We start from the raw sequence: 18,382 nt of genomic DNA, 5'->3' as shown, positions 1-18,382 counted from the left end.
CGGGCGGCAGATCACGCTTGAAGCAATGCCTCCGCGCGTGCGCGTGCCGCCGGCTCCAGCGCCATTGCCGTGCGCGCCGAAAGATCGAAGCGAACGGTCACCGTTCGGTTGACGGCGTGAACAACATCATCAAGCGTGCCTGACATGATCTGCTCGAAGGTCACGGAGGAACGGCCCAGCTTGACCAACCGCGAGCGAATGGTGAGTAGGGTGCCTGCCTTCGTCTCGTGTTTGTATTCCACTTCCGACCGCACGTCGGCCCAGCCCCTGCCCGGCTCGCCTTCAACCTCGATCCCGGCAATATGACCAAGCAGCTGGAAGCTGGCATCATCGAACATCGCCGCATAGTGGCGAACGTTCATATGCCCCATCGTGTCGCACATCCACGGATGTGCAACGCCGACATAGGTGGTCAAAGGCTGACTTGGCATCGATGGACCCCGCTGATGGATATGCCTGGACAGAACGGCTGAGAGATAGCGGATGACGAAGCCGCCTGTCCATGCCGTGCCATCATCGACCGCTCCTGCAATCGGCGCGGACAAGTACCGAAATATCGGTGGGTAAGCGCCGGCCGTGCAACCACGCCTACTAGGCGCCCGCCCGCGACCTCCCTAGGCTGACCTCCTTTGACGGACTGGGAAATCTGCAAGGAGCATGATCGTGAAAGTATATCTGGCCGGGCCTGAAGTGTTCCTGAGCAATGCCGTGGAGATCCAGGCACAGAAGGCCGAACTTGCCCGTGCGGCCGGCTTCACGCCACTCGTGCCGGGCGACCTGGAAATTCCGCCGGCCGAAACCAAGCATGCACGCGGCGTTGCGATCTATGGCGTGGATGAAGGCATGATGCTGGCCAGCGACATGATCATCGCCAATCTGACGCCGTTTCGCGGCATCAGCGCCGATGTCGGCACGGTTTTCGAGCTCGGCTTCATGTGCGGCCGTGGCCGCCATGTCTATGCCTACACCAACACGTCGCGCAGCTATTACGACCGCATCCTCCACGGCCATTACGGCGGCAAGGCCGGCACGCGCCCGGACGGCCGCATGGCTGGACAGGACGGGTTGAGCATCGAGGATTTCGATATGGCCGACAATCTGATGCTCGATGGCGGCATCCTGGCGCGCGGCGGAACCTTCATAAAGCGCGAGGTGGCCGAAGCCGACCGGCTGACCGATCTTGAGGCATTCAAGCAATGCCTGGCGATTGCCGCCAAGCAACATCTCCGTTGAGATCGATCCCGTTCAGTCGACCGGGCACGGCCAATTGGCTGGAGTAGATAGCCCGGCCGGCAGTTTGGTGGCGCTGTCGCCGCATGTCAGGTTAACCTGCTCCTGCTCGAGCCCGGTTGCGGCCGACAAGTCCACCCCTTCGATGCGCGTCAGGAACATGAACGCATCGGTGAAGTCGATCGGGCCCTCGAAGCTAGAGCCGCTGAAAGTGGCGCGCGACAGATTGGCCATAGGGAAACGCGTGCCCGTGATCACCGCTTTTTCGAAGTTGGCGCGCCCGAGCTCGGCCTTCTCGAAGTCGGCGCCCGTCAATTTGGCTCCTGTGAAATTCGTTCGCTGCAGTTCGGAACTGTTGAATGAAGCGCCTTCCGCCGAGATGCCGGCAAAACTGGTTCGGTAGGCTTCAACCTTGGCGAAATTCGCCTTATCGGCCCTGGCGCCGGCCAATGACGAACGCACCAGCGTCGCCTTCTCCAGGTTTGCGGCCGTGAGATTGGCGCCTCTCAGATCCGTCAGGGTGAAATCAGTGTTGACCAGTTTCCCACCCTCGAGATCGATCCCGCCAAGCATCAGCAGCTTCTTGTTGCAATCGCTCCAGTCAGCGCCCGGCGCCGATGGATCCTTGCAGTTCGCCGCATAGGCAAGGTTCGAGAGCGCCAGCGTCACAAGAAATGCAGAGAGGCCGATCGCCGACCGTTTGCCACAGGCGCGAATGGCGCGTTTGATCCCGATTGTGTCGCTAAACCCACCCTCCCCGGTTGCGACAAACGAACGAATGGGCTTCGGCTTTGGGATATGCATGGCGCTGCTCCACGGCCCCTTGGGATGGACCGGTTCTGTTGCATTTCTCGTTTGCAGGCTTCGTCGGCGAAAACGACCATACAAAGCGCGCGTCACGGCTTAAGCGTATGACATTGTTGCCCTTCGCGCAAATGACAGCCACGCGATATGACAAACAAGATTTGCCTTGAGCGGGAAAAAGACTGAAACCTATCAGCCTCGGCAGCAACCCAGGCGACGATGGGCTACCGTCGCACGGCGAGCAATCAAGACGAATGCAACCAAATGCCTGCATCGAACGCTCAACTGTCGAGCGCCGGGTAGGTTGAACGTCGAAAAGCTTCCTAGGTTTCCGCAGTAACGGAGATTGAGCAACCGTTTGTGCCGCTCGACGCAGCGATTCGGTGGCCCCGTGCACGCTAGCCCGTCCCCGAGATACGGCGGCTTGCGCCAGCATGGTAAAACATGCAATATCCATACAATGTGATCTTGAGGTAGTGCCATGACGACGGATGCATTGGAGACGACCTGGCTGCCGGCCATCCGGAAAGCGAACGGACCGCTTTACATCGCTATTGCCAACGCCATCGCTGCTGATATCGCCGAAGGTCGCCTGTCCGAAGGCGCGCGGCTGCCGCCTCAGCGCGCCCTCGCCAGCGCATTGGGCATCGACTTCACCACGGTGAGTCGCGCCTACAACGAGGCGCGACACCGCGGATTGGTGGAAGGGCGCGTCGGCCAGGGCACCTATGTCAAGGCGAAAAGAATGAAGGGATTGCAGCCGGCAGCCGATGGCCTTGTCGACATGAGCATGAACCTGCCGCCACTTTTCGACGACGCGGCCCTGACAATGCGCCTGTGGAGCGACATCGCCAGCCTGCAGGGCGAACATGGGCTCGATCTGTTGATGCGGTATCAGGCGCCCGGCGGCACGCTTCACAATCGCGCTGTCGGGGCCAACTGGCTACAGCCGCGCCTGGGAGAAATCCCAGCCGAGCGTGTACTGATCTGCGCAGGAGCGCAAAGCGCCCTGCTGGCCGCGATCAGCAGCCTTGCAAAGCCCGGCGATGTGATCGCCGCGGAAACCATTGCCTATCCCGGCCTACGGGCGCTCGCCGCCCATCTCGGCATCGATCTCGTCGGCGTTCCTATCGACAAAAATGGCATTGTACCAGAACAGCTTGAGGAGATTTGCAAAAGCACGAAATTAAGAGCGCTCTACTGTAACCCCACGCTCCACAACCCGACCACAGCAACACTGCCGCTTGAGCGCCGCAAGGCGATCGTTGCCATTGCCCGAACCCACGGCGTAGCAATCATCGAGGACGACGCCTATGGAGCGCTACCAATCGCCGCGCCGCTGCCATTGGCAGCACTTGCGCCTGACCTCGTCTATCACATTGCCGGTCTCGCCAAGTGCCTGTCGCCAGCGCTGCGGATTGCCTATCTCGTCGTTCCGGATCGCCAAAGCTGCGTGCGCATCGAGGGCGCGATACGCGCGACGAGTGGCATGGCTCCCCCCTTCAACGCCGCGATCGCAACACGCTGGATTGAGGACGGGACGGCAAGGGAGGTCCTCGGCGCCATCCGCCAGGAAGTGACGATCCGACAGACCATGGTCAGCCGCTTGTTGCCAAGGGACGTTGTCCAGACGGACCAGGAAGGCTTCCACGTATGGCTACACCTGCCACTACCCTGGACGCGAGGCGATTTTTCCGGTCGGCTGCGGGCGTCCGGCATCAGCGTCGTGGCCAGCGATGCCTTCGCGCTTGACCTAGCACCTGAAGCCGTGCGCCTCGGCCTTGGCGCGGCACGGACGCACGAGGAGTTGCAGCGCAGCCTGATGACGATTGCAGATCTGCTTCAGCAATCTCCGGCTGCATCGAGTCTCGTCGTTTGAGGTCTTTCGTTTGCGGCCGGCGAAATTGTCGCAGCAATGTATGCATACAATAAATTGACAATGCGTGCTTTTAGGCGTCTTAATCCCTGCAGGCCTGAGGCGGCACGGAGCATTCGTCGACCGCACCCAGGCATATCAGCTGGCGCGCCGGAATGGCTGCGCCGCAGACGCCTGAAAGGAACGCATATGTCTTCGGATCACGACTGGCCTCCCATACCTCCGATGCAAACCGGCTTGCGCGGCCGTTGTCCGCGTTGCGGCCAGGGGCATCTGTTCGAGGGCTTCCTCAAGATGCGCAAGAAGTGTGAGGTCTGCGATCTCGACTACTCCTTCGCCGATCCCGCTGACGGCCCCGCCTTCTTCGTCATCTGCTTCGGCTGCGTGCCGAGCGTGCTGCTCGGCGTATGGCTGGAGGTGCAATTCAGCGCTCCGCTGTGGATACACCTTCTGGTCACCGGCCCATTCATGTTGCTGACGTGCATTCCACCACTTCGACCACTCAAGGGATGGCTGGTCTCAAGCCAGTTTTTCTACAAGGCTGAGGAAGGAAAGCTCGTGCGCAGACAGGTCGAGCCACCGCTCGCCCCGACCCAATAGGCTTTCGGTTGGCAGACTGGCACTGAACGTCAGATGGCCATCCGTCATGGTTCGGTACCGATAACGAATATCAACAAGGCGCGAGCAATGCTCGCGCCTTGTTCGGTTGGCCTTCTTGGACGCTGATCGATGCGGCATGGCCGGACCGTGCTACCCATCGGCACGGTTCAACCGCGGTGATGCGGGCATTTGCCGGGACCCCGCAGCATGCTTGGCCGCGCCCCTCAATCTCAAATCATTGTACCGCCGGTGTCGGCTCGCCAAGCGAGAGCATCAGGCGGTTCGCCCAGTTGAAGAAGGCGGCGCCGTGGATCACGTCGGCAATCTCGAGTTCATCGAGGCCGGCGGCAGACAGGCGTTCGATATGATCATCGCCGAATGTGGGTGGCGTAGCCGTCAGTGCGACCGAGGCTGCAACGATCGCGTTCCAGCGTTCGCCGAGATCAGCATCCACACCTTCATCGAGAAGCTTCTGAACGTCGTCGCCCCGCCTGGAATGATGAGATGCGAAACGCGAATGCACAGAGGCGCAGAAGATGCATCCATTTGACCGCGATGCGGCGGTCGCTGCAAGCTCGCGCTCGGCACGCGGCAGGCCCGTGCGGGTGTTGTAGAAAATATCCTTGTCCGTCTTCGTCCGCGCCTCCAGAACCTGGGGATCGCGAACGAGCAAGCGGAAGTAGGGCGACTTGGCGCGCGACGCCTCGACGAGACCGGCAAGGTGTGCCTCCGTCAGATCGTCCTCCGCGAGCGGTTCCAGCCACGGTGTCCAGCCGATCTCGGCCTGCGTGAACGCGACAGGACGATTTTCAATGTTGGGCGTGATGATGTGGTCAGTCATGACAAACTCCTTCTAAGGCTCAGGCGGCAGCGCGCCTGGCGGAAGCCGCAAGCAGGCCAAGGCCGGCGATCACCCGGATCTGGAACGCAACGAATGCGACAAGCTGCGACAGCGTCACGATACCGTTCGTCGTCCAGCCGGCAGCGATGAGCGCCTGAAGCGCCCCAGGGCTTGCGTCACGGAGATGGAAGACAAGCAGATGCGCATGTTCCAAGGCTGCCGCAAGCTTTGCTCCGAGCGCTTCACGCCCGGCATCAGAGACCTGGTAGATCGGCCCGGGTGCGTCCTCGACGCTCAAAGCGCCGGCCGGATATCGCCCATAGGGGCCGACGGCCTGCGCCGCGCCGATCTCGGCCTTCAACACCTCGACCACCCAGCGGTTCGCTTCGCCTTCCTCCAGTGGGCTGACGTAGAACTCAAAAATATCCGGATGCCGATGCAATCCCGCGACGAAGCTGGCAATTGCCTGCCGTTCGGCATGAGAGACGTCGCCGAAATTTTCGGGTTCGAAGAGCGCGAGATAGCTCTTCTGCGCCTGCTCGCGTGTTTCCGGCCGCTGGGTGCGGATGCGATCAAGCGATGAGCCCGGCTTGATGCCGGCCAGCAGGTCGATAATATCGGGTGTCGATGTGGTCACGGTAAGTCTCCTTCCTTCAGTTTAGCGGCGCCCCGGGTGCCACTGTGGTGATCGGCGTTGTCAGCCGACGGCTCCGAGGCGGCGGGGGGCGAATTTTTCCTCCGGCGCCCATCCGAGCGCCGGTGCGACCTTAGTTGCGATTAGCTCGATCGAGCGCAGGATCAGAGGGTGGGGCGGATCGATGGAGTGAACCTGGAAGACGAGGTCGGTAACCCGATCGAACGTCGTATCCGCACGGAGGCTTTCGATCACGTCGTCGGGCGTCCCGACATGGACGTCGAAAGCGGCGATCAGTTCGGCGAGCGAGTTGCCCGTCGGCTTGTGGCCGGCCGCAATCAGCCGTTCGGCGCCGCGACGCAAGCCGATTTCGGCCAGGCGCAATGCCTCAGCGCGGCTGTCTGCCACGAACAGGCTACGTGAACCCAAAATTCGGGGCGCGCGGCCTGCCGGCAATCCCGCGAGATAGGCGTCGATAATTGGGTTCTGCAGTTCGGCGAGCGACGCATCCGGGCGTTCGGCGGTCCGGGGCTGAGTGCGCGACAGCATGAGGCCGTCGCCGGCGCGCCCTGCCCGCTCTCCACCAGCGACGGAGAATGTCGCCTGCCAGATGCGATTCAGCAATTGCGGCGCGATCGGGTAGAGCTGGTCGCCGCCGGAAAGGCTCCGCCCCGCCCATGCGTCGAGAACGACGCGCAGATGCCGGGCGAAGATGTCTCCGCGCTCGGCACTCTCGAGGCCGAAAGCCGTAAACGATGACGGTGTGCCGCCGGTGCCGAAGCCGATTTCGACACGGCCGCATGACAGGAGGTCGAGCACAGCCGCATCCTCGGCAACCCGTATCGGATTTTCAAGCGGCAGCGTGATGACGCCAGTCCCGAGCCTGATCCGCGACGTCTGCGCGGCGACATGTGCCAGGAAGACGAGTGGCGCCGGCAGGCCGCCCTCGTCAGCATGGAAGTGATGCTGGGCGACCCAGGCGGTATCGAAGCCGAAACGTTCGGCGGTCGCGATCTGCTCGGCCGCATAATGATAGCGCGTGCCGGCGGGCACGTCGTCGAGGAGACGCGTAAAGAACCCCAGTCGCTTGCGTGGCGTCGTATTCGTCATTTTCTGTCCTGTCATTCATTCCTGCGTCGTCAGACGAGGACTGCTCGTTTTTGTCCGGGGATGGCGTTGATGAGTTCGCGGGTATAGTCGCTGCCCGGCCGTTCGAAGACGTCCTCGACGGGTCCTCCGTCGACCAAACGACCGTCCTTCAGCACGGACACCGTGTCTGAGATCTGCCGAACGACTGCGAGGTCATGAGACACGAACAGGTAGGTCAGACCGAGATCGCGCTGGAGTTCGTCGAGAAGATCGAGGATGCGGGCCTGCACCGTCACGTCCAGAGCCGAGACCGCCTCGTCGAGAACGACGACGTCGGGGTCGAGAACGAGTGCGCGGGCGATTGCCACCCGTTGTCGCTGACCGCCCGAAAGCGCGTGAGGGCGGCGGCCAAGCGCCGCTTCCGGCAAGCCGACGCGACTGAGGATTGCCCGGACCTTCTCTTCGCGTGCCGGCCGGGCGAGTTTGCCGAAATTTAAGAGCGGCTCGGCAACGATGTCGAACACCGTCTGGCGCGGATCAAGCGAGCCATAAGGGTTCTGGTAGACCAGCTGGATCTTGCGCCTGAACTGGCGCAGCGTTTCGCCGCGAAGCGACGAAAGATCGGTGCCATCGATCTCGATACGGCCCGCAGTCGGTTTCTGAAAGCCGACAATCGCGCGGATGGTGGTGGTCTTGCCGGAGCCGGATTCGCCGACGATGGCATGGGTCGTGCCGCGACGGACCCGAAAACTGAGACCGTCGACGGCGCGAAAGGATTTGCCATCGCCGTCGGGGCGAACGAAGTCCTGCACAAGACCTTGGACGATAACGACATCATCGTCTAATGATGCGGGCTTTTCGCGCGCGGTCGCTGGGCCCCTGCGCGCAACGGCCGAGAACGACGGCGCGTCGGCAATCAGTTGCCGTGTGTAGGCGCTTCGCGGTGCGGCAAGCACGCCTTTGGTCGCGCCGACTTCCTGGACCCGGCCGCCCTGCAGTACGACAAGCCGGTCGGCTCGGTCGGCGGCGACCCCGAGGTCATGGGTCACAAGCAGAACCGATGTGCCGTATTCGGCGCGCAATTCGTCGATCAGGTCGAGGATGCGTTTCTGCACCGTCACGTCGAGCGCACTTGTCGGTTCATCAGCGATGATGAGTTGCGGCTTCAGCGCGACCGCTATCGCGATCAGCACGCGCTGACGCATGCCGCCCGAAAGCTCGTGCGGATACTGCTTCGCCCTGAGGGCAGGCTCGCTCAGCCCGACGCGCTCCAGAAGCGAAATCACCTGCGCTTCCAGCTCGCGACCGCTTGCGGCGCCATGGATCCGAAGAATCTCGCCAACCTGCGCTCCGATCGTCTTGACCGGATTGAGCGAACTTGCCGGATCCTGTGGTACCAGGCTGATTTTAGCCCCCCGCACGGCATCAAGCTGTCGATCTGACCAGCGGGAAATGTCGGTGCCGTTGAGCTTGATGCTGCCGCCGTCGATGCGGCCATTGGCATGGAGCAGGCCGATGATCGATTGCGCCGTCGTCGTCTTGCCGGAGCCGGACTCCCCGACCAGCGCGACCACCTCGCCGGGCTCGATCCGGAACGAAACGTCGTGCACGACACGGCGATGGGCGACGCCGTCATGGTAGGAGATCGACAGGTTCTCGACCTCCAGCACCGGTGGGTATGCAGCGGGTGAGGTGTTCATGCGGCTACCTTGCCGAAGGATTGGCTGACACGATTGGCGGCCAGAACGACCAGAACGACGACGATGCCGGGCGCGGTCGTCAGCCACCAGGCGGTCGAGATGTAGTTTCGGCCCTCAGCAATCAGCAGTCCCCATTCGGGCGTCGGCGGCGGTGCGCCGTAGCCCAGGAACCCGAGCGTCGAGATCTGCAGCACCGCCGATCCGAAATGCAGCGCGGCGATCGCGAGAACCGACGTCAACGAATTCGGCAACACATGCCGCCAGAGGACCGAAGTGAAGGTGCCCCCACTGCCGAAAGCCGCCTCGACATAATCGCTGCGCCGGACACGAACCACTTCCGAACGCGCCAAGCGGGCAAAACCGGCAACAGAGGTGACGCCAACGGCGATCGCCGCGTTCACCGTGCCGAAGCCGAGCAGGATGATGATGCTGAGAGACAACAGCAGTGGCGGGATAGACAGCAAAACGTCGACAAGCCGCATGATCACATCGTCAAGCCGCCGGTCGACCGAGCCGGCGACCACGCCAAGGCCCGTACCGATGACAAGACCAAGTGCCACAGCGACAAAGGCGCCGGTCAGCGAATGAACCGCTCCATAGACGATGCGGGCATAGAGATCGCGCCCGAGCGCGTCGGTGCCGAGCAGATGGCTGGCGTCAGGCCGGCGCAGCTGTTCGCCGCCGACCCCTTCGAGCGGATTGTAGATGGTGAAAAGCCACGGAGCGACTGCCCAGAGGAAGGCGATGGCGAGAACCAGCCAGGACAATGCCAGGCCCACTGGCAACCGGCGGATGAAATGGGGGAGCGAGAAGCGCCCGCCCACCCGGTGTCCGTGCCCTGACGCGATGGCGTCATCGTGGATTGTATCGAACGTGGTCATGCGGTGGCTCCTGCTTTTGTCCGAAGACGCGGATCGAGCACAGGAAAGAGCAGATCCACGATGAGATTGATGACGACGAAGGCCAAGGCCGAGAGCACAACGATCGCCTGGAGCACGGCCGCGTCCTGGCTGCCGACCGCCCTTTCCGTCAGCCCTCCGATGCCGTTAAGGCCGAAGACAGTCTCGGTGACTACGGCGCCGGCGATGAGTTCACCGAAGAGCACGCCGGCAATGGTGAGCGTCGGCAGCAGCGCGTTCTTGGCAACGTGGCGCCACAGGACCCAGTGGCGGGTTGCCCCCTTGGCGCGAGCAACCGCGACGAAGGGGCGTGTGAGCACATCGTCGATGTTGCGCACCAAGACCTGGGCGAGCGGCGCGGAAATCGGCACGGCCAGCGTGACGACGGGCAGGATGAGTTCCTGCCAAGGGCCGGGGTTGATGACCGGTACGAGTTTCAAACGAAACGAGAAGATCTGAATCAGCATGATGCCGAGCCAGAAGGTTGGGATCGAGATGAAGAGCGACGGCACGGACTGGAGTGCACCGCGGAGCCAGGCGAAGGGCGTGAGGCTCGAAACGAAGGCGATTGCGACGGCAAAGACAGCGGCAAGCGCGAAACCAAGCGACGCGAGTTTCAGCGTCGCCGGCAGGTGGGTCGCAAGCATCGTGCTGACCGGAACGCCCACTTGAACGGAATAGCCGAAGTTGCCGGTGAGAAACCGGCCGATGGTCTGGAGATACTGCACCCAGATGGCGCTGTCGGCGGCGTAGGATGCCCGGATATCGGCGATCTGCTGCGGGTTAAGCCCGAGTTCCGGGTTCTGAAACTTGATCAGGACGGCATCACCGGGCATCGCCTGCAGCAACACAAAGGAGATGGTAAAAGCCGCCCATAGGACGAACAACGCCTGCCCCAGGCGATTGAGCAAATATCCGGACATCAGCCGCTCCTCTGCTTGGTTCATTGCGAGGGCCGGCCACGGGCAATGCACGTGGCCGACCGGTCGATGTCAGTGTTCTGCAAGCCAGGTGCTGTAGAAGCTTGGGCGGCCAACCGCCTCGAAAGCGATGCCCTGGACGTAAGGCGCACCGGCAAAGGCTTGCGGCTCCTCGAAGATCGGGACCGCATAGGCCTGGTCGACGACATAGTCCTGAACCTCGCCGGCAATCGCCAACCGCTTCTCGCGGTCCGGCTCCGAAGCAAGCGCCTCGAGCAGGCCGTTCAGCTTGTCATCGGCGAAGCTCTGGACTTTGTCGCTCTGACCACCCTTTTGGCGAAGGACGTCACGGTTCTTTGGGTAGTACTGGCTCTTGATCACGTCGGGATCGGCGCGCCCGACCATGGCCGGTGAAACCGGTGTCTTGAGCGGGTCGAGATCGTCGACGATCCTGCTGCCGCTGTCGCCGGCAAGCACCGTCAGCTTGACGCCGAGCTTGCCCCATTGCTGGGCGACCAGCTGCAAGGTTTCCTTGTTCTGCGGCTGCGGCAGAGATTCATAGGCCGTCAGCACTAGTTCCTTGCCGTCCTTCTGGCGCAGGCCGTTGGCGCCGACCGTCCAGCCGGCCTCATCGAGCAGGGCTTTTGCCTTTTCCGGATCGAAGGAAAGCTTCGCCGAAATGTCGCGGTAGCCGAGCGCCGTCGAGGCGATGATGGAGGTCGCCTGTGGGTAGTTGGCGGAAAACAGCGTGGTGACGATTTCCTTGGCGTCGGTCGCGTGCAGCAGCGCCTTGCGGACCCTGACGTCGGCGACGAGCGGATTGTCGGGTCGGAAGACGACGCTGTTGTTCACGCCGCGCGTCGAAGGCGCGTAGATCTGGTAATCCTGCGCTTCAACCTGTTTTTCGTCATAGGCCTGGACCTGCCGGATGAAATCGGCCTGGCCCGCAAGCAGAGCGCCGATGCGCACGCTGTCCTCGCCGGTGATGATGTATGTGATACCATCGAGGTAAGCCCGCCCCTGATGCTCCAGCTTTGCCGGACCCCAGGCGTATTCTTCGCGCGCCTTCAGGCTCAGCTCCTTGCCGATCGTTTCGCTGTCGACGACAAACGGACCGGAGCCGACGATCTTGGTGGCATCGCCCAGTTGTTCAAACGGAAGCGCCAGCGTGCTTGCGGCAACGAGCCCGGAGCCGATCACCGACGTGCCCTGCAGGAAGCCCGGCGACGGCTTCTTGAAGTAGAATTTGACGGTCAGCGGATCGATGACCTCGCTGCCCGCGTAGTTATTGATGACCTCCGAGACCGGCTGCTTCAGTTCCTTGTTGCCGAGCCCGAAGACGTCGTAGTTCCTTGCGACGGCAGCGGCATCCAGCGGCGTGCCGTCGGAGAAGGTGACGCCAGGACGGATCTTGAAGGTGTATTCGGTCGCATCAGCGTTGACCGTCCACGATTCCGCGATCCAAGGCTCGATCTCGAGCGTCTTCGGGTTCTGGTAGGTCAGCTTGTCGGTGATCTGGTTGAGGATGCCGCCATTTGGGTAAAAGCCGCCGGCCGGCGGGTAGAGATTAGTATGGGCCTGCTGCTCGAGATAGATCAGCGTCCCGCCCTTGATCGGATCGCCTGCACCTTGTGCAAAAGCGCCGGACAGGAAAAAGCCGGAGGCGGAGAGTGTCGCCAGCGTCAGCGCGAGCCGTTTCAGTTTCGTCGTCATGGGAGCCTTCCTTCTAGATGTCTGGAGGCTATCGTACGACTAGGCGCCGGCTTATCAACTAAATCTAGTAAATTAATATGCTATATGTTTCATGCGAAGCGAAAGAAGCATCTCCGCCTCAGAGCCGACGGAGATATTTCTCCCGCGGCCGCTTCCCTGCCTTCTTTTGCTGGTCTCAAGCGGCATGCGGATCATCGTGCGAAAAGAGAGCGTTCGATCACGCGTGAAACGCTTCAAGAGGCATTGACAATTCGGCCATTGTTCATTGAAAACTTTGCCAATTCCTTCCAAGCCCGAGATTGAGATATTCATGACAAATAACAAGGTTCTTGTCGTCGGCGGCGCCGGCTATATCGGATCGCACACCTGCCTTCAGCTTGCGTCCAAGGGGTTCGAACCCGTGGTCTACGACAATCTGTCGAACGGCCACGAGGAGTTCGTCAAATGGGGCGTTCTCGAAAAGGGCGATATCCGCGACCGCCAGCGTCTCGATGAGGTGCTTGCGCGCCACAAACCGCGGGCGATCCTGCATTTCGCCGCGATGATCGAGGTCGGGGAATCCGTCAAAGATCCGGTCTCGTTCTACGACAACAACGTCATCGGGACCTTGACCCTTCTGTCGGCAGCACTGTCCGCCGGCATCGAAGCCTTCGTGTTCTCGTCGACCTGCGCCACCTACGGCCTGCCGGAGAGCGTGCCGATCGACGAACAGCACCGCCAGGCCCCGATCAACCCCTATGGCCGCACGAAGTGGGTCTGCGAGCAGGCATTGAAGGACTATGGCCAGTACAAGGGCCTGCGCTCGGTCATCTTGCGCTATTTCAACGCCGCCGGTGCCGACCCGGAGGGGCGGATCGGCGAGTGGCATGAACCCGAGACCCACGCGATCCCGCTGGCAATCGATGCCGCGCTCGGCCGCCGCGACGGCTTCAAGGTCTTCGGCACGGACTACGACACCCGCGATGGCACCTGCGTACGCGACTATATCCACGTCCTCGACCTCGCCGACGCCCATGTCCGCGCCGTCGAATACCTGCTTGAAGGCGGCGACAGCGTCGAACTCAATCTCGGTACGGGAACCGGCACGACGGTGAAGGAGCTGCTGAACGCCATTACCGATGTCTCGGGCCGCAGCTTCGGCATCGACTATGTCGATCGCCGCGAGGGAGATTCGACCACGCTTGTCGCAAACAACGACAAGGCTCGCGAAGTCCTCGGCTGGGAGCCGCAATACGACCTGGCGGCGATCACGCGCACGGCCTGGAACTGGCATTCCCGCCGCAACCAGGGCGCCTGACATCGGGCACCTCGGCTGATCGCACCCCAGGCTTAGATGCCTAGGATGCCTCGCGTACCCGGTTCAGAGGCAATCTGGAGCGGGTGCGTCGAATGAGCGGACGCTCGATCAGGAGATAGGCCGCAACACCAGCCAGCGAGCCGGCGGCCAGAGCGCAGAGCAGCGTCAGCACTGAATCCAGCCCGATCATCGCCGCAGCCTTGACGACGACCGATATGGCGAAGGTGTGCCAGAGGTAGATCGAATAGGAGGCATCGCCGAGCAACGTCGGTAATGTCCATTTTTGAAACCAGCCGCCGGCTTCAAGCGCAAGAGTGCCGACGACGAGCATGACCGCCAGCGGGCCTAATATTCTTTCGTCAAACGGCAGGCGCAGGACGGCAAGGGCTGCAAATCCGGTGAATGCGCCAAGGACAAGCACAATGCCGAGGCCTGGCCCGGCGGTCCTGCCCCGCAGCCAGAACTCGGCGACAATCATGCCGGCGACAAATTCCAGGATGACCGGGCGCGTATAGGTCAAAATCAGCGCGTTTTGCGTAGTGATCGTGAGGCCGAGCAGCACCAGCGACACAAACAGCGCTGCCATCACCGGTAGCCGGCGGTCCCTTGGCAGCATCAAAGATGCCGCAAAGACGACGTAGAAGAACATTTCGAAATTGAGTGTCCAACCTTGCACGAGCACCGGCCAGATCTCGCCGCTGCTGGGCGAACGCACGGGAATGAACATCAAGGACGCCAGGATATGCCCGAGCGTCAGCACGAGGTTCGGGAAGAGGCCGACAACGCCACCGCCGATCATCACCAGGGTCGCGAGCCAATAGATCGGCGCAATCCGACGTAGCCGCTCTCTAAGGAATGCCAGCGGCGCAACCGGGCGTCGGTCGCTGATCACCCACATGATAAAGCCGCTGATGACGAAGAAGACGTCGACCCCGGCTGCGCCGATCGCGAAGTGATGGCCTGTCCGTTCGGCTGCATGAAAGAGCACGACCCCCAGCGCCGCAAGCGCACGCAGATACTGGATGCCGTGGATGGTTTTCATCGGCGTTGGTGCCATCAGAACCTCAGCTGCGGATGATGGCTCGCCAACACCCTGCCCTCTGCAAGGCGCCGCTCGGTGACGACGCGCCGGCCTTGCCTTATCGTCAGCTTGCCGGCTGCGAAGTAGAGCAGGAAGGAACCGACGTGATAGGGATTCATGATGTCGATTTCGACAAATGCCCGCACGAAAAGCAGCATGGCGACGCCGAAGAGCACCGAGGATTCGATGTGATGGTCATAGGCGAGCAACCGTTTGATATGGCCAAAGACAGTGACCAGAAGCACGGTGCATAGGAGCACGAGCCCGATTGCTCCGGTCTCCACCATCGCCTCGATGAAGGTGTTGTGGAAGTGGAAGCCCGAGCGGGTGGCGATGAAGAACTCTTCCCAGAGACGTTCGGATTCGGAGAAGCCCTGGACCCAATAGGCCTGGTAGCCCACCCCGACGACAGGCGAGGATAAAGCGGCTTGTATCCCTTGCTGCCAAAGGTAGGTTCGCCCCGTAAGCGTGGAATCCTTGCCGAAGAGGCCGAGAACGAGGTCGACGCCGCCGCCATAGGTCGCAGCGATGGCGGTGATCCCGCCGACGACAACAGCACCTAAGAACAGTCCCTTGCGATGACCGGGCGACAGCATGCCCACGGCGCGCATGCCGAGCCAGCAGCCAACGATGGCGACGGCCGTCAGAACCGACGTCGCCGATTGCGAGGCAAGCAGCGAATAGGCTGATATCAGCCCAACGGCCCCGGCGGCGGCGAGCCAAAGCCCGCGTTCCCTGAGCGCGACTGGGGCGATGAAGGCGAAGTAGATCCCGAGTGAGGCGTAAAAGCCAAGCTGGTTCTTCGAGGAAAAGGCGCCGACAAAGCTGAACGTACCGTCGAGCGGATCGAGGTGGTAGACGCCGAACAGCAGCGAATAGGTGAGCACGATACCGACGCCCGCCAGTGCGCCGCGCACGAGCGTGCGGATGTCGATCGTGCGCATGGCAATCAGCGCGCATACGACATGCGAGAGATACTGAACTCCCGTCCTTGCCGTCATCCCGGGCGCTGCCGACCAGAAGACGGAAAGGCAGGCAAAGACGGCGAAGGCAAGGATCCAGATATATCTGCCGTAATTGCCGAGCACGCTTCGATAGTCGACGAGCACCAACGGCAGCCACAGCGCATAGTAGACAAGGATCGACGCCTGCCCGAACCGCGAGGAATAGGCAAAGACGAAGAACGATATCGCCAGCGCAAACGTACCGTAGGCCTGGTTTGCACCAGGAGAAACGAGGCTTGCCTTGGAAATCCTCATCACGATTCCTTAGAGCGTAGCCGGGTTAAACAGAGTCACAGAAACGCTCCATCTCTTTATTTCCAAGCATTTCCTGACGGAAAACCGCTTCGCACTTTTCCTTGGAAAGGCTCTAGCGCATCGCCAGATTGGCTTCGACCTTGATCACGTCGCCCGGCAGCACCGGCGTGTTCTCGTCGGCGGCAATCTGTTGCGCCTTGCCATCCTTTTCACGGACGATCGAATAGCTGATGACAGCGTCCGACATGTCGTCCTTGGACTGTGCCGCCTCGGCCGATTGCAGCAGCGCCTCGGTCATGAGGTCGCGACTGGTACCAAGTTTGATGGACAGCGTATCGAGCTCAGCTTCGGTGTTCTGCAGGTCCTGGGCAAGCTGGGCATCCCAATCGTTGCGCAGGTTGGTATCGTCCTGGGTGGCCTTGCTGACATCCTGCTTTGCCTTCAGAGACGCCGTGTCGATATCCAGAACAGCTGACTGCAGCTCCGCCACGCGCTGTTCCAGCGCGAGCTTGCGCGCGCTCAGCGCCAGCCCCTTTTCGGCAAGCCCCTCGATCTTGTCCCGGTCCTCGATCACCAGATCCAATTGACGGTTCTGCGTTTCTGACTTTTTCGCCAGTGCCTGGATTTCGCTTTCGAGCAGAGACTTGAGATCGGCCAGCGACGCCAGCTGGCGTTTCTGCCTTTTGTCGCGCGAAACCATCAATGCAGTCTCGCTTTCAAGCAAGCCGGCGACGTCAGGCGCGTCCTTCAAGTCCTTCGGCAATTCGATCTTTTCCTTGCCGGCGATCTCCGCCTGCAGGCGCGCGCGCCGGATAAGCAACCGGTTGCGTTCGGAGACCTGCACGCTCGAATCTCCGCGTGCGTTGATGTAGTCGCGTGCGAAGCGCTGTCCGCTTTCCGAACGTCTCAACCCGCCGCCAAGGCTGACGGCCTTGAGGACCGTCAGGTTCGGCACGTAAGGGTACTCACCGGGCTTCTGGATTTCTCCGGAAAGATAGACCGGACGATACTGCGCGAGCTCGACCGACGCCGAAGGCCGATCACGCAGGCCGAACAGCGTCTGCATCTTGAGGCCGATCGCCTCGCTCATCTCGTTGGTCGTTTTGCCCGCCGCCGGCAGATCGCCGATGAAGGGGATGGAGACCATGCCGGAGGCACCAACGGTGTATTCGCCGCTGACCACCGACCAGTCGCGCACAGCACCTTCTGCGGTCTGCCATTCGGCCACGCGGATCTTCAACTTGTCCATGACCCCGAGATGGTACTCGTCGGCATGGACAGGCAAGGTGCCGAACACAGTTATGGCCGCCAGCATGGCGACCTTCAGAGAATACGGCTTTCGGAGGGAGATACGCGATCTCCCCTTGGCAATTTGATGTTTCATTACGGTTTCCCGGTTGCTGGTCGCGCGCGCCGGCGTCCGACGACGAGGTCGTCAGGCTCCGTGGCGCAGCGTTTGTCAGTAGCTGCCGCGAGAAAAGCAGACTGCGGGGATCGTCTTGACGACGATGAAAAAGTCGCGGATCAGCGACCAGTTCTGTACGTAGTGCGTGTCGAAGGCGACGCGGGCGGCATAGGAAACGTCATTCCTGCCGCTGATCTGCCACAGGCCGGTAAGACCCGGGCGAGACTGCAGATAGAACACGGCTGCGGCGTCGTAGAGTTCGAGTTCGTCTTCCACGACAGGTCGCGGGCCGACGATGCTCATCTCACCACGGATGATGTTGATCAGCTGCGGCAACTCGTCGAGGCTGAGTTTGCGCAGAACGCTGCCGACAATGGTCACGCGCGGGTCGTCCTGAAGCTTGCGCGTCGCACGCCATTCCTCGTAGGCGGCCGGATTGTTGCGGAGATAGTCCTGCAAGAGCCGATCTCCGTCTGCCCGCATCGTGCGGAATTTCAGGCAGCGGAATGCACGGCCGTTATGGCCGATACGGCGGTGACCGTAAAAAACGGATCCGCCATCGGAAAACTTGACGAGCATCATCAAGAGCAGGAAGAGCGGACTGAGAAAGACGAGAGCCAGTGAAGCGGTAAAAATATCGAAGCCACGCTTCGATATTCCTCCTACCGGACGAAATGCTCCCGACTCTGCGGTACTGAAAAACGGCGAATTGGCCGATCGAGTCGCAGACTTCATAGAGAAGACTCCATTTACGTTGGCGATTGGTCGGTCCCCTGTGGGGGCGCACTCGTATCCAAGAATGAGTGTATGGTTAGAATTTGGTTTTTAAAGGCGAAATGATGGCCGGTGCCGTGCCCGCGGTTCGCGGACGTATATCATCGATCGCGAATATGTAATATTTCTTCGGGACCGAAGATCATCTATTCATGGCGAGCCAAGTGGCTTCCAGTCGATTTCGATGTAGTTCGCGGGCAAACCGAATTTACTCATGAAAAAATTGACCTTACCTTGAACTAGTGATGTTTGCTTTCGTC

At 61.4% G+C, this 18,382-nt stretch carries 17 protein-coding genes; 4 read left to right on the top strand and 13 right to left on the bottom strand.

All coding sequences use genetic code 11. The annotated features are described in order from the left end of the window. Positions 1–11: 11 nt before the first annotated feature. Positions 12–431, bottom strand: a complete 420-nt coding sequence (locus ASD00_RS10035; RefSeq protein ID WP_057206449.1) for an acyl-CoA thioesterase — start codon at positions 429–431, stop codon at positions 12–14. A gap of 226 nt (positions 432–657) precedes the next feature. On the opposite strand from ASD00_RS10035, the gene ASD00_RS10030 reads away from it, so the two are divergent. Then, on the top strand, positions 658–1,233 hold the full coding sequence (locus tag ASD00_RS10030; RefSeq protein WP_057206378.1) for a nucleoside 2-deoxyribosyltransferase: 576 nt from the start codon (positions 658–660) through the stop codon (positions 1,231–1,233). Between the two features lie 12 nt (positions 1,234–1,245). On the opposite strand, the gene ASD00_RS10025 is transcribed toward ASD00_RS10030, so the two are convergent. Next, entirely contained in the window at positions 1,246–2,034 is a 789-nt protein-coding gene (locus tag ASD00_RS10025) for a pentapeptide repeat-containing protein (RefSeq protein ID WP_082523515.1), read from the bottom strand. 481 nt (positions 2,035–2,515) lie between these two features. On the opposite strand from ASD00_RS10025, the gene ASD00_RS10020 reads away from it, so the two are divergent. Together ASD00_RS10020 and ASD00_RS10015 are read left to right on the top strand one after the other, a co-directional pair. Further along, positions 2,516–3,913, top strand: a complete 1,398-nt coding sequence (locus ASD00_RS10020; RefSeq protein WP_057206376.1) for a PLP-dependent aminotransferase family protein — start codon at positions 2,516–2,518, stop codon at positions 3,911–3,913. A gap of 186 nt (positions 3,914–4,099) precedes the next feature. Then, the gene (locus ASD00_RS10015; protein ID WP_025428846.1) at positions 4,100–4,510 is read left to right on the top strand and encodes a DUF983 domain-containing protein; all 411 of its coding nucleotides are present in this window, start codon (positions 4,100–4,102) and stop codon (positions 4,508–4,510) included. Between the two features lie 235 nt (positions 4,511–4,745). Here ASD00_RS10015 and ASD00_RS10010 read toward each other — a convergent pair whose 3' ends face one another. The 7 genes from ASD00_RS10010 to ASD00_RS09980 all read right to left on the bottom strand — a co-directional run bounded on the left by ASD00_RS10010 (position 4,746) and on the right by ASD00_RS09980 (position 12,306). Next, positions 4,746–5,351, bottom strand: a complete 606-nt coding sequence (locus ASD00_RS10010; protein ID WP_057206374.1) for an alkylhydroperoxidase domain protein — start codon at positions 5,349–5,351, stop codon at positions 4,746–4,748. 19 nt (positions 5,352–5,370) lie between these two features. Continuing rightward, entirely contained in the window at positions 5,371–5,988 is a 618-nt protein-coding gene (locus ASD00_RS10005; RefSeq protein ID WP_057206372.1) for a CMD domain protein, read from the bottom strand. 60 nt (positions 5,989–6,048) lie between these two features. Continuing rightward, on the bottom strand, positions 6,049–7,095 hold the full coding sequence (locus tag ASD00_RS10000) for a putative FMN-dependent luciferase-like monooxygenase (RefSeq protein ID WP_057206445.1): 1,047 nt from the start codon (positions 7,093–7,095) through the stop codon (positions 6,049–6,051). 29 nt (positions 7,096–7,124) lie between these two features. Continuing rightward, complete coding sequence (locus ASD00_RS09995) at positions 7,125–8,774, bottom strand: ABC transporter ATP-binding protein (RefSeq protein WP_057206371.1); 1,650 nt, start codon at positions 8,772–8,774, stop codon at positions 7,125–7,127. Further along, positions 8,771–9,655, bottom strand: coding sequence for an ABC transporter permease (locus ASD00_RS09990; RefSeq protein WP_057206369.1), 885 nt, complete (start codon positions 9,653–9,655; stop codon positions 8,771–8,773). Before ASD00_RS09990 ends, ASD00_RS09995 begins: the two co-directional genes overlap by 4 nt. Further along, on the bottom strand, positions 9,652–10,596 hold the full coding sequence (locus ASD00_RS09985) for an ABC transporter permease (RefSeq protein WP_057206367.1): 945 nt from the start codon (positions 10,594–10,596) through the stop codon (positions 9,652–9,654). The genes ASD00_RS09990 and ASD00_RS09985 overlap by 4 nt, the downstream gene beginning before the upstream one ends. Before the next feature lie 69 nt (positions 10,597–10,665). Further along, complete coding sequence (locus tag ASD00_RS09980; RefSeq protein ID WP_057206365.1) at positions 10,666–12,306, bottom strand: TIGR04028 family ABC transporter substrate-binding protein; 1,641 nt, start codon at positions 12,304–12,306, stop codon at positions 10,666–10,668. Between the two features lie 310 nt (positions 12,307–12,616). Between ASD00_RS09980 and galE the strand changes: the two genes are divergently transcribed. Beyond that, on the top strand, positions 12,617–13,603 hold the full coding sequence (gene galE / locus ASD00_RS09975) for a UDP-glucose 4-epimerase GalE (protein ID WP_057206363.1): 987 nt from the start codon (positions 12,617–12,619) through the stop codon (positions 13,601–13,603). 40 nt (positions 13,604–13,643) lie between these two features. On the opposite strand, the gene ASD00_RS09970 is transcribed toward galE, so the two are convergent. The 4 genes from ASD00_RS09970 to ASD00_RS09955 form a co-directional block, all read right to left on the bottom strand. After that, positions 13,644–14,645, bottom strand: a complete 1,002-nt coding sequence (locus ASD00_RS09970; RefSeq protein ID WP_025428855.1) for an acyltransferase — start codon at positions 14,643–14,645, stop codon at positions 13,644–13,646. Between the two features lie 14 nt (positions 14,646–14,659). Then, the gene (locus tag ASD00_RS09965; protein ID WP_057206361.1) at positions 14,660–15,943 is read right to left on the bottom strand and encodes an O-antigen ligase; all 1,284 of its coding nucleotides are present in this window, start codon (positions 15,941–15,943) and stop codon (positions 14,660–14,662) included. 112 nt (positions 15,944–16,055) lie between these two features. Further along, positions 16,056–17,258: a polysaccharide biosynthesis/export family protein gene (locus ASD00_RS09960; RefSeq protein ID WP_272502213.1), complete on the bottom strand. Its 1,203-nt coding sequence runs from the start codon at positions 17,256–17,258 to the stop codon at positions 16,056–16,058. 144 nt (positions 17,259–17,402) lie between these two features. Further along, on the bottom strand, positions 17,403–18,083 hold the full coding sequence (locus tag ASD00_RS09955; protein ID WP_025428858.1) for a sugar transferase: 681 nt from the start codon (positions 18,081–18,083) through the stop codon (positions 17,403–17,405). Positions 18,084–18,382: the final 299 nt, after the last annotated feature.

It is taken from the genome of Ensifer sp. Root31, assembly GCF_001424825.1.
Lineage (GTDB): Bacteria > Pseudomonadota > Alphaproteobacteria > Rhizobiales > Rhizobiaceae > Ensifer > Ensifer canadensis.
This window is presented reverse-complemented; position numbering and strand designations above follow the sequence as displayed.